This is a genomic window from Sphingomonas parapaucimobilis NBRC 15100 (assembly GCF_000787715.1).
Classification (GTDB): Bacteria; Pseudomonadota; Alphaproteobacteria; order Sphingomonadales; family Sphingomonadaceae; genus Sphingomonas; species Sphingomonas parapaucimobilis.
In genome coordinates this window covers 72359-83592 of sequence record NZ_BBPI01000035.1, presented here as the reverse complement: position 1 = coordinate 83592, position 11234 = coordinate 72359, and the positions used below count along the sequence as shown (strand labels likewise).

Genomic DNA, 11234 nt, shown 5'->3' with positions numbered 1-11234 from the left:
GAGCCGCCCGCCCGACGCATCAGGCCAGCGGCGACCACGTGATCTCGTCCTCGCCCTGGTCATTCTCCGGCACCGCATCGGCCCCCGGACCCATCTGCTCCAGCAACTTGTCGAGGACCCAGTCGACGCCGATGCCCGCCGCGCCCGACAGCGGGATCACGTCTGCGCCGCTCGCCTCGGCCAGTTCGGCCGACAGCGCCTCGATCAGCTCGTCGTCGAGCGTGTCGATCTTGTTGAGCGCGATGATGTGCGGCTTGTCGATCAGGCCCGCGCCATAGGCCTCCAGCTCGTCGCGCACGATGCGGTAGCTTTCGGCCACGTCCGCGTCATTGGCGTCGACCAGATGCAGCAGCACGCGGCACCGCTCGATATGCCCCAGAAAGCGGTCGCCGATCCCCGCCCCGTCCGCGGCCCCTTCGATCAGGCCGGGAATGTCGGCGACCACGAACTCACGCTCGCGATGCCGCACCACGCCCAGCTGCGGCCGGGTGGTGGTGAAGGCATAGGCACCGACCTTGGCCTGCGCGTTGGTCACGGCATTGATGAAGGTCGACTTGCCCGCATTGGGCAGGCCGACAAGCCCAGCATCGGCCAGCAGCTTCAGGCGCAGCCAGACCCAGGCCTCCTCGCTGGGCCAGCCGGTGCCGTGCTGGCGCGGCGCGCGGTTGGTCGAGGTCTTGTAGGTGGCGTTGCCGCGCCCGCCGTCGCCGCCGCGCAGGAACACCTCGCGCTGGCCGACCTTGGTGAAGTCGAGCAGCACCTCCTCCTTGTCCTCGGACAGGACCTGGGTGCCGACCGGCACCTTGATGACCAGATCGTCGCCGCCGCCGCCGGTGCGGTTCGAACCCGACCCGCCATGCCCGCGCGGCGCCCGGAAATGCTGGGTATAGCGAAAGTCGATCAGGGTGTTCAGGCCCGCGACGGCCTCGAAGACGATGTCGCCGCCCTTGCCGCCGTTACCGCCGTCGGGGCCGCCATATTCGATGAACTTTTCACGGCGGAAGGATACGGCGCCGGGGCCGCCCGCGCCGGAACGGACGAAAATCTTGGCCTGATCGAGAAAATGCATGGCGTCGCCTTTACCGCTGACCGCGCCGACTGACCAGCCCGGCCTTTTATGGCGGGGACGATCAGGCGACCAGCGTGGCCGCGCCGCATCGCACGCCGTTGACCGTCACATCCGCCTGGCCGACATGCAGGCCCAGCAACCCGGTCAGATCGCCGATCAGCGTGTCGAGTATGGGGGCGACCGGCGTCAGCGCCGCCCCGACGATCCCGGTCAGCCCCGACAGGTCGAACCCCTCCAGCCGCAACGTCACCTGCCGGATCAGCGATGCGGCGACCCCGCGCACCGCCGAATTGGCGGTGACCGTCTTGGTCGTCCGCTGGCTGATGTCGCCCCGGTCGAAACGGACCTGTTGCCATGCGCTGTCGCTCGCCAGATCGAGCCTGGCATAACCCCAGACCCGCGCCAGCACCGCCTGGCCTAGCACGGTCTGGCCCGTGATGGGCGAACGGCTCATATCGTCGAAGCGGCTCCGGTCGACCTGCGCGATGGCCAGCGTGCCGGGGGAGGGCAGGGCGTCGATCGTCACCGTCTGTGCGGGGCCGGCGCAGGAGACACCGCTCAACCGGGCCTGGGCCGCCGCGGTTTCGACGAAGATCGGCAGGCGGATATTGGCGAGCACGGGCACGCCGATATCCGTGTCGATCAGGAATCGTTGCTGCGCGGTCCGCACGACGGTCGAGCCGTCCTGCGTCACCGCCAGCCAGGGCGTGCCGGCCGGGCGTTCGCCGACAGCGACCAGTATCCTGGTCGACAGCAGCCCCATGACCGAACCGCCCAGGTTCAGCGCGACCTGTCGCTGCCCGTTGGCGACCGACAGCGATTCGCGCAGGATCGAATAGGCGTCGATCCCGATCAGGTCGCGCGACGGCGCCTTGGTCGCATTGCCCAGCGGCCCCAGATCGATCAGCCGGGTCAGCGGGACCCTCGACCCCGGTACGCGCAGCGCCATCCGGCGCAACACGCCGGCTGCATCCGGCTTGCCGGTCGCATCGGCCATGGCGCCCAGCACCTGCGGCAGCGTGACGTCGGCGGCCAGGATCCTGTCGAAGCTCGCGCCCGTCAGGCCGATCTTGGTGCCCAGGCCCTGGAGCATGGGCAGCAGGTCGACCTGGGCGCCCACCAGCGCCTGGTAATCGCCGATCGACAGCGACAGGTCGCTGCCCGCCAGTCCGTTGAGCAACGCACCGGGCAATCCGCCGGACACATTGACCAACCGGGTGCCGACCGAAAAGGCCGCCATGTCGATCCGCCGCGCCACCGCCCTGGCGGACACCGGCGCGGTGTTACGTCCGGTAAGCACCCGTCCGAAGAACAGCGGGACCGGGCGGCTGAGCGCGACACGCAACGCTCCGGCATCGGCGCCCGGCACGAATCGGTCCTGCGGCGCGATCGCGGCGTCCGCGCGGTAGCGACCCGGCGTGATGGTGCTGGTCACGTCGCCCAGCCCATTGGCGGCGAGCAGACGACGAATCGCTTCATCGCGCCGATCGGGGCTGGAGGAGGCCGCCGCCAAAGCGGCCTGGTCGGCGATGCCCTGCAACCGGCGCTGCGACAGGGTCAGCATGCCGATATCGACGCCGAATGCGGAAAAGCCGATCAGCGCCATGGTCATGATCGCGGTCAGGATGCTCACCGCGCCGCGCCGATCCCCCCGCAACCTGCGCATCATAATCCGCCGACCATCGCGATACCCTTGGCGGTCATGGTGCGCCCCGGGGTGGGAATGAAGGGCAGGTTGAGCAGCGGATCGGACGTGGCGTCGTAGCGGATCGACACCGTGATCATATTGTCGACCTCGACCGCGTCCACCTGCCCCCGGCTGCTGCGCAGGATGCCGGTCGAGTCGATCATGCGTCTGGCGGTGTCGATGGCGATGCCCTTGCGCTCATTGACGCTCATGCCCGCCAATGCGGCGCGGGCGGCGTCGTTCGCGGCCTGCTGGACCAGATGCGCGGTCAGGAAATACTCGCCGAAGCTGACGATCCCCATCAGCATCGCGAGCAGGATCGGTAGCACCAGCGCGAATTCGATCAGCGCCGCGCCGCGCCGGTCATGCAGCAGCAGGGGCCGGGCCAGACGGGGACGACGGCGCCACACGGATCGGGCGATGGAACAGGACACCGAAGGTTTGCCTCCCTGCGGCAGAATGAACGTCTGCCGACATAGAACGCTGAATTTCTTATCGATCGGTTACCATGTCGGATCGACGACCAATTTCGCCTCGATAATATAGATCAGTGTCCAAACCGGATCAATGGATGAGGTTCCTTGTTCTCTTTTCGACCGATTCGGGCATGATGACGGCGTGACGGTGTAACCTAATGGCTGGCGCTGCGACTCGCGACCTGTGGTTGCGATACTCGGATTGGCTGAAAATGAATTTGGATGGACGGCGGCAAAGGTCGGATATTGCAGAGAATATTTGATCGCGATGCGCCCCGAGCGCGCGTTCCATCGACATTGTGGCGCACGATCCTCGTCCATTCCCCTTGCCCTTCGAAAAGGGACATGGGCGCAGCATCGGATTGATGGGCTTTGGCCGACTTTGTCACGCATATCGGGACGGGCGGGGACCACGTCCGCGCCATATCATGGCGACGCCGCGCGGGGACGCAGCGACCTGGCCGTTCCTGCTCGGCCCGAATCCCACCCTTCATAGGCAGGAATTCGGGAATCGCATCACTCAGGCGGCCAGCGGCATCGCGGGATTTCGCTCGACTTCCAGGTCCAGCGCATAATGGAGGCTGGGCGACAGCGTGTCGCGCCCGGCCGAGGCACGGGCCATGCGGTGGCCGGTGGGGCGGAAGCCGAGCTTGGTCAGCACGCGGCCCGAGGCGGGGTTGTCGGCGAAGTGCCACGCCCCGAGTCGCGCGATGGGCAAGGCATGGCGCACCATGGCGATGACCGCATGGCCCGCTTCGGTCGCATAGCCGCGACCCCAGGCCGAAGGCGTCAGCCAATAGCCGAGTTCATGGCCCGTATCGCCCCCGATGATCGCGATTCCGCCGATCAGCTCGGGCGCGCCGCCATGATCCAGTGCGGTGATCAGGAATTGGGGTTCGGTCGGGCCGCAGGGTCGGGCCAGCCACTGTTCGGCATCGCCGATGGTATAGGGATAGGGGACACGCGCCGCCATGCGGGCGACGGCTTCATGGCCGATGGCCCGGGTCAGGGCGGCGGCATCTTCCGGCCAGGCTGGCCGCAACAACAATCTTGGGGTCCGCGCGAACATCACTCGACAACTCCTCGTCGCGTCGGGCGCTTGCCACAGCCCCATGACGGGACGGCGACACTGGCCCAAACGGTGGAGGGAGCATGAAAAAAGGGAGCCGGGGTGACCCGTCTCCCTTTTTTGCTGGTTCCTGCGCGGAACCCGGGTCACCCTGGTGGGCAACCCGGTGCGGTTGCCCGATTATTCGGCCGCTGCGGCCAGTTCGACCGAGCAGAATTTACGGCCGAGCTTACCTTCGTGGAACGCGACGCGGCCATCGACGAGCGCAAACAGGGTATGGTCCTTGCCCATGCCCACGTTGCGACCCGGATAGAACTTCGTGCCCCGCTGACGCACGAGGATGTTGCCAGCGATGGCTTCCTGGCCACCGAACTTCTTCACGCCAAGGCGACGGCCGGCCGAATCACGACCGTTACGCGACGAACCGCCTGCTTTCTTATGTGCCATTGCGAACTACTCCTGGATTTCGTTGGGGTGGCGCGGCTGAAATTCAGGCGCCGACCGACACGATCTTCAGGATCGTGTGCTGCTGACGGTGGCCGTTGCGACGACGATAGTTGTGGCGACGGCGCTTCTTGAAGACGATGACCTTGTCGGCCTTCGCCTGAGCGATGATCTCGGCGGCGACCGTGATGCCGTCGACGGCCTTCAGCTCCGAGCCTTCGCCCGCCAGCAGAACGTCACCCAGCGTCACCGACGCGCCGGCTTCGCCCTCGATCTTTTCGACGACGATCTTATCTCCGGCGGCGACGCGATACTGCTTGCCGCCCGTGCGCACGACTGCGAACATGGCTGTTATCACTTCCCAAATACATGGCTCCCGCGCGGGAATGCCCGTCGGGAAAGAACGGCCAGCTAGGCAAAGGTGGCCGGATTGTCAACCGGGGATTCGCATTTTCGGGCCTTGGACCGGCCCCGCCCGCATGCCCGAAAGGCCTTAATGCCGGTGTTCGCGCTTCAGCAGATAGCGGCCATCGGCATAGCCGGTGAACAGGCCCGCAATGGCGGGGTGCTCGATCGGTTCGTCGCTGTCGTCGTGCAGCAGGTTCTGCTGGCTGACATAGGCGACATAGCTCGATTCGGCATTCTCGGCGAGCAGGTGGTAAAAGGGCTGGTCCTTGGCCGGGCGGATCTGTTCGGGAATGGCGTCATACCACTCGTCGCTATTGGCGAAGACGGGGTCGACGTCGAAAATGACGCCGCGAATATCGAACATGCGATGCCGCACGACATCCCCGATCGCGAACCGCGCGGTCGCGATCATCGGAGCCTCCACGTCCAGGCGCGAGGTGAGGGGGAGGGTGTCGGTCAGGTCCATGCCCCATGATTTAATGTCTTTGTCGCGCCGCACAAGTTTAGGCGCTTGCAATGCGCAAAAAGCTGATCTAACAGCGCGCCTCCAATCGATCAGCCCCGGCGGTTTCCCACCGCCCGGACGTCCTCGCGGAGAGGTGGCAGAGTGGTCGAATGCACCGCACTCGAAATGCGGCGTACCGGCAACGGTACCGAGGGTTCGAATCCCTCCCTCTCCGCCACTTACTGACGATCGCCCCGGATGCACCGGGCAAATTCCCCCGGCCGGCATGGACAGCCCAGAACGTTCGGCGTCGGGCTGTGCGATACGCTGGCGATCGTCGGCGGGTTCGCGTGGGGAGCTGCGGCCATAGAGCGCACGCGCCGCGTCGCGCCTGAGCATGCGTAGACCAGTATAATCAGGTAGGCATGGAAGGACGGGATGCGCCGAAGCGAAGATCCCCGCCGACATGACGTTCGAGTGACGGGGTTCGATTGGCGGGCCAAGGGACGCCCCGTTCATTCCGTAGTGACACAGTGCCTGAACGGGGCGCCGAGGACGTGCGGAAGCTCGACCTCGCACGCCCAGTAACGTGCTTTGGTGACAAAAGCTGCGCCTTCCTTTGCGCCGTACAAAAATAAAGCCTTCGGGAAGGGCCGTGGCGACCTGTCCGATGGGCGCCGATGTCACGGAAATGACTTGGATATGTCACGAAAGTTTCTCCCAAACTGCATCTTCGCGTCATGAGACGCGCCTAACGCCCGGGCAGGGATCGACAGGGGGACTTGTCTTGAGTCGGTCATCGGGCGGCGTTCGCCCGGCTTAGTAACGATAAGATCGGGAGTTTTTCGGCGATGGGCAGCTTCAAGCGCTTCGGCCTCATTCTCATGACCAGCTCGGCCTGTGCCGCCCTTTCCGCATGCGGTGGCGCCGACAGCGTCGCCTCTCCGGGGGCGGGCAACGTCGTGATCGTACAGCCCCAGCCGACCCCGGCCCCGTCGCCCACGGCGACGCCGACCGCCAACATCACCGCCGCGCAGTTCGCCGCCGTGACCAAGGTCAACGACGTGACGATCACCGCCGACGAGCAGCTGGCGATCGTCAATGCAGGCACGAACAACAACGTCAACGGCACCGGCGGCGCGCTGAACGGCATCTATCCGACCAGCAGCACCTCGCTGGTGACCGCGACCGATCCGTCGACGCTGAACAGCTTCTACACCTCGACCAACTATGTCGGCGCGCTGAACGGCCCGTCGGACACCGCCTTCCAGGGCTGGACCTGCAACTCGACCTCAGCCGAATTCGGCGGCTCGGGGGCGCGCTGCACCGCGGTTCCGTCGATCGGCACCTATGCCGCCGCGACCTCGGTCTGCCCGACCGGCACCACCGATGACGGCACCAACAGCTCGTCCTCGCCGACGCTGCGCTATTGCCGCCTGCCGCAGACCATCACCGCCGACCTGACGCTGCCGAAGATCGCCGGTGTCGTGTACCGCCTGCGCGGCCAGACCGAAGTCGGCACCGATCTGGGTTCGACCGGCGGCACCGGCGTCACGCTGACCATCGCGCCGGGCGTCGTGGTCGCGGCGGACTCGTCGGAGGCGACCAACGACCTGCTGCTCGTCAATCGCGGCTCGAAGATTTCGGCGGTCGGCACCCGCGATGCCCCGATCGTCTTCACCTCACAGCAGAATCTGGCGAACAACGGCGTGTCCGACGCCAGCCAGGGCCAGTGGGGCGGCATCATCCTGCTCGGCCGCGCGCCGACCGCCGTCTGCGCCACCGGCACCGGCCCGAACAACGCCGCCGGTTCGTCGACCACCTGCCAGCTGGCGATCGAGGGCGTGACGGGGCGCTTCTATGGCGGTGCGAACCAGACCGACTCGTCGGGCCAGATGTCCTATGTCCAGATCCGCTATTCGGGCATCGCCATTTCGGACGGCAACGAGCTGCAGGGCCTGACCCTGGGCGGCACCGGTTCGGGCACGGTCCTGGATCATATCCAGAGCCACAACTCGGCCGATGACGGCATCGAGATTTTCGGCGGCACGTCGAACCTGAAGTACATCGCGATCACCGGCGCGGACGATGACGGCTTCGACATCGACAATGGCTATCGCGGTTTCATGCAGTTCCTGGTCGCGGCGCAGCGGACCATCGGCGCGACCGCCGACAGCTTCTCGACCGAGATCGACTCGAACAATGCCGAGGATTTGCTGCCGCGCACCTTCGGTCGTTACGCCAACTTCACCTTCGTCCAGACCGCGCTCGCGCCCGCCGCGATCCGTCTGCGCGGCGGTGCCGACATGACCTTCATCAACGGCATCGTGAAGGCGCCGTCGAATGTCGCCTGTATCAACCTGATCGCGGGCGAGGGTTTGGGTTCGGGCCGCACCACGATCCGCGCCGCCGACTCCTCGCTGCAGGATGTCGGGCCGCCGGTCTTCACCTCGGTCTATTTCAGCTGCAACGGCCGCTAAGGCCCCGCTGACCATGCGTCCGGCACCGTTCGGACGCTCTCGGCAGGCCGGGGTGGCGAACATCGCCGCCCCGGCTTTCCTCCATAAGATATTCATACGGGATGACCCGGCCATGCAGCGACGCCTCGCTTATGCCTCCCTCCTTCTGCTGACCTCGCAACTCGTCGCGCCTGCCTTGCTCGCGCAGACGGCGGGGGCGCCGCCGCAGACCAGCACCACCGCGACCAGCCCCGACGGGCAGGCGACGCCGCAGAGCCAGACCCCGACCGGCCAGGACGGTCAGGCGGCGGACGAGCCGGTCGAGATTTCCGCGCCCGGCGTCGATGCCACGGCGGGCAACGAGATCGTCGTGGTCGGCCGCAACATCCCCAACACCATCCGCGCCACGCCGCAAATCGTCTCGGTCCTGTCGGCCGCCGACATCGCGCGCACGGGCGAGGGCGATATCGCGGGCGCGCTGACCCGCGTTACTGGCCTGTCGGTCGTAGGTGGCGGCTTCGTCTATGTCCGGGGTCTGGGCGACCGTTACTCCTCGTCGCTGCTCAACGGCTCGCCGCTGCCCAGCCCTGAGCCGCTGCGCCGTTCGGTCCCGCTCGACATCTTTCCGACCACCATCGTCGGTTCGGCGCTGGTCCAGAAGACCTATTCGGTCAACTATCCCGGCGAGTTCGGCGGCGGCGTCATCAACCTGACGACCAAGGCGATCCCGGCGAAGAACTTCATCTCGGGCGGCTTCACCGTCGCGGCCGACGATGCGACGACCAGCGAGCTGGGCTATACCTATGCGGGCGGCGATGCCGACTGGCTGGGCTATGACGACGGCACGCGCGGCGTTCCGCAGTTCGTGCGCGACGTGCAGGCGGGCCGTGGCTCGGGCATCGTCCCCGCGTCGCAGGTGCTGGGTCTGTCCAACGCCTCGACCACCCTGCTTCAGCGCAACAACCAGTTGCCCGCCAATCTGTCGGGCGAGCTGTCGGCGGGGTCGGTGTTCGACATCGGCAGCGACCGTCTGGGCGTGATCTCGTCGCTGTCGCTCTCCAACACCTTCCGCACCCGCTCGGCAATCCAGCAGGACTCGGTGTCGGCGGACGGCACGATCCGCAACGATTTCCGCACGCTGCTGACCGACAACCGCATCGTCGCCAACGCGCTGGTCGGCCTGGGCTATGAGTTCGGTGACAATACGGTGCGCTGGACCAACGTCTATATTCACGACACGCTGAAGCAGGCGCGCGGCTCGGCGGCGGAGGTCTACAACAATGCCAGCGGGCTTCGCTTCCAGCAGAACACCAACTGGTTCGAGCGCCAGCTGATCGAAAGCCAGCTGGTCGGCGAGTTCAAGCTGACCGACGCGTTGAAGTTCGATGCGCGCGGTGCCTTCGCCAATTCGAAGCGCAATGCGCCCTATGAGCGCCAGTTCGACTATCTCTGCTCGGGCCGCACGACCACCGGCCTGCCCATCAGCTATGACGGCGCGAACGGGGCGGGCGGTTTCCAGTGCAACGGCGCCTATCAGGTGACGCAGCGCTTCACGCCCTTCGCCTCGATCATCTTCTCGGAACTGAACGAGAATCTGTGGACCGGCCAGGCGGACCTTTCCTACAAGATCGACGGCGATCGTCCGATCACGCTGAGCACCGGCTATTTCTACCAGGGCACCGACCGCTATTCGAGCCGTATCCAGTTCAACTACCAGACCAGCGACGGGGCGGGCACTGCGCCGGGCTTCCCGTATAATCTGTACCGCCCCGATTACCTGTTGAGCCCGGACGTCATCAACAATGCCTGTCCGTTGCGCGGGCAGGGGGCGTGTACGCTCCAGCTGCAATTCTCGACGCAAGCCGGTGCCTATGCCTATGATGCCAGGCTGAACGTCCATGCCGGTTACGTCCAGGCCGAGGCGGAGGTCGCCAACGGCCTGCGCGCGGTGGCGGGTGTCCGCTACGAGACGGCGGTCGAGACGGTGACGCCGGTGCAGAGCGCCACGACGCGGCTGAAGAATGATTACTTCCTCCCCGCGGGCACACTGACCTGGAACTTCGCCGCCGACATGCAGCTGCGCGCGAGCGGCGCCAAGACCATCTCGCGCCCGCAGTTCCGCGAATTGGCGCCGCAGCAGTTCCGCGACCCGGACTCGGATCGCCTGTTCTTCGGTAATCCGAACCTGCGCGACAGCGAGTTGTGGAACCTCGAAGCGCGCTACGAATGGTTCTACGCGCGCGACCAGCGCTTCACGCTGGCGGGCTTCTACAAGCGGATCAAGAATCCGATCGAGCAGGTCGGTTTCTATACCGGCGCGGACGATCGGTTGCAGACGGGCTTTACCTATCTGCCTTCGGCGACCCTGTACGGCGCGGAAGTCGAGCTGCAGAAATATGTGCCGCTGGCCGGGATCGGCGGCGACTTCTTCGCCACGCGCCGCCTCGTCGCGATCGCGAACTACACCTACACCAAGTCGAAGATCAACGCGGACGCGTCCTGCGTGCCCAACCCGGCGGCGGCGCAGGGCTCGCCGGGGCTGGCGGGCTGCGCCTCGGGCTTCGGCCCGGCGCGGCTGCTGTTCCGCGACGGCGCGTCGCTGACCGGCCAGTCGGACCATCTGGTCAACCTGCAACTGGGCGTGGAGGACACCGCCGCGCTGTCGCAGATCACCTTGCTGTTCAACTATGCCAGCAACCGCGTGACCAATCGCGGCCCGTCCAACCTGTCGGGTACGGGTTTCCAGCCCGACATCGTCGAAGTGCCCGGCATCCGCCTCGACCTCGTGGCGCGCCAGGGCTTCGAGTTGATGGGCGGCAAGTTCGAACTGAAGGCCGAGGCCCGCAACCTGACCCGCACGCGCTACAATGAGCGGCAGGATTTCGGTAATGGCCGGTTCGTGTATTTGAACCGGTATAATCTGGGTCGTGTGTTCTCGCTGGGGATCAGCACGACCTTCTGATTTTTGGGGTATGCAGGGGGCCGTCATCCGGGAGTGTCCGGGTGGCGGCCTTTTCGTTTTTGGTGCGGGTGGGGCGTGGGCTTCGACTTCGCTCAGCCTGAACGGTGGTGGGGGAATTGGGGGTCTTATACCGACAGCCGTTCAGGCTGAGCGAAGTCGAAGCCCACGGGATGACGCCTGCCCATAATCCACGCAGGATCGGGTTCGTATCCGGC

General features: G+C 66.0%; 10 protein-coding genes and 1 tRNA gene. 3 read left to right on the top strand and 8 right to left on the bottom strand.

The features are described 5' to 3' along the window. Nucleotides 1–19: 19 nt before the first annotated feature. From obgE to hspQ, 8 genes are all read right to left on the bottom strand, one after another. Nucleotides 20–1069, bottom strand: a complete 1050-nt coding sequence (obgE, locus tag SP5_RS06875) for a GTPase ObgE (RefSeq protein WP_042486015.1) — start codon at nt 1067–1069, stop codon at nt 20–22. Between the two features lie 61 nt (nt 1070–1130). Continuing rightward, on the bottom strand, nt 1131–2738 hold the full coding sequence (locus SP5_RS06870; protein WP_042486013.1) for a pilus assembly protein TadG-related protein: 1608 nt from the start codon (nt 2736–2738) through the stop codon (nt 1131–1133). Next, complete coding sequence (locus SP5_RS06865) at nt 2735–3166, bottom strand: TadE/TadG family type IV pilus assembly protein (protein WP_052811443.1); 432 nt, start codon at nt 3164–3166, stop codon at nt 2735–2737. The genes SP5_RS06870 and SP5_RS06865 overlap by 4 nt, the downstream gene beginning before the upstream one ends. Nucleotides 3167–3259: 93 nt before the next feature. Continuing rightward, a complete protein-coding gene (locus tag SP5_RS19045; protein ID WP_157013613.1) occupies nt 3260–3553 on the bottom strand; it encodes a hypothetical protein in 294 nt (97 codons plus the stop codon). A gap of 199 nt (nt 3554–3752) precedes the next feature. Continuing rightward, nucleotides 3753–4301 carry a GNAT family N-acetyltransferase gene (locus tag SP5_RS06860; protein WP_174435519.1) on the bottom strand — a complete coding sequence of 183 codons (549 nt, stop codon included), beginning with the start codon at nt 4299–4301 and terminating at the stop codon, nt 3753–3755. A 180-nt stretch (nt 4302–4481) separates the two neighbouring features. Next, nucleotides 4482–4748 carry a 50S ribosomal protein L27 gene (gene rpmA, locus SP5_RS06855; RefSeq protein ID WP_042486007.1) on the bottom strand — a complete coding sequence of 89 codons (267 nt, stop codon included), beginning with the start codon at nt 4746–4748 and terminating at the stop codon, nt 4482–4484. A gap of 43 nt (nt 4749–4791) precedes the next feature. Further along, the gene (gene rplU, locus SP5_RS06850) at nt 4792–5091 is read right to left on the bottom strand and encodes a 50S ribosomal protein L21 (RefSeq protein WP_007405484.1); all 300 of its coding nucleotides are present in this window, start codon (nt 5089–5091) and stop codon (nt 4792–4794) included. A gap of 147 nt (nt 5092–5238) precedes the next feature. Next, nucleotides 5239–5619: a heat shock protein HspQ gene (hspQ, locus tag SP5_RS06845; RefSeq protein ID WP_042486005.1), complete on the bottom strand. Its 381-nt coding sequence runs from the start codon at nt 5617–5619 to the stop codon at nt 5239–5241. A 127-nt stretch (nt 5620–5746) separates the two neighbouring features. On the opposite strand from hspQ, the gene SP5_RS06840 reads away from it, so the two are divergent. The 3 genes from SP5_RS06840 to SP5_RS06830 all read left to right on the top strand — a co-directional run bounded on the left by SP5_RS06840 (nt 5747) and on the right by SP5_RS06830 (nt 11019). Further along, a tRNA-Ser gene (locus SP5_RS06840) sits at nt 5747–5836 on the top strand. 613 nt (nt 5837–6449) lie between these two features. Further along, the gene (locus SP5_RS06835; protein ID WP_042486003.1) at nt 6450–8078 is read left to right on the top strand and encodes a beta-helix domain-containing protein; all 1629 of its coding nucleotides are present in this window, start codon (nt 6450–6452) and stop codon (nt 8076–8078) included. A gap of 112 nt (nt 8079–8190) precedes the next feature. Continuing rightward, a complete protein-coding gene (locus SP5_RS06830) occupies nt 8191–11019 on the top strand; it encodes a TonB-dependent receptor domain-containing protein (RefSeq protein WP_042486001.1) in 2829 nt (942 codons plus the stop codon). Nucleotides 11020–11234 lie beyond the last annotated feature (215 nt).

Excerpts from the sequence above, each read along its gene's own strand:
- SP5_RS06870 (WP_042486013.1), bottom strand. The coding sequence starts at position 2,738 with ATGATGCGCAGGTTGCGGGGGGATCGGCGCGGCGCGGTGAGCATCCTG.
- SP5_RS06860 (WP_174435519.1), bottom strand. The coding sequence starts at position 4,301 with ATGTTCGCGCGGACCCCAAGATTGTTGTTGCGGCCAGCCTGGCCGGAA.
- rpmA (WP_042486007.1), bottom strand. The coding sequence starts at position 4,748 with ATGGCACATAAGAAAGCAGGCGGTTCGTCGCGTAACGGTCGTGATTCG.
- obgE (WP_042486015.1), bottom strand. The coding sequence starts at position 1,069 with ATGCATTTTCTCGATCAGGCCAAGATTTTCGTCCGTTCCGGCGCGGGC.
- hspQ (WP_042486005.1), bottom strand. The coding sequence starts at position 5,619 with ATGGACCTGACCGACACCCTCCCCCTCACCTCGCGCCTGGACGTGGAG.
- SP5_RS06835 (WP_042486003.1), top strand. The coding sequence starts at position 6,450 with ATGGGCAGCTTCAAGCGCTTCGGCCTCATTCTCATGACCAGCTCGGCC.
- rplU (WP_007405484.1), bottom strand. The coding sequence starts at position 5,091 with ATGTTCGCAGTCGTGCGCACGGGCGGCAAGCAGTATCGCGTCGCCGCC.
- SP5_RS19045 (WP_157013613.1), bottom strand. The coding sequence starts at position 3,553 with ATGGACGAGGATCGTGCGCCACAATGTCGATGGAACGCGCGCTCGGGG.
- SP5_RS06830 (WP_042486001.1), top strand. The coding sequence starts at position 8,191 with ATGCAGCGACGCCTCGCTTATGCCTCCCTCCTTCTGCTGACCTCGCAA.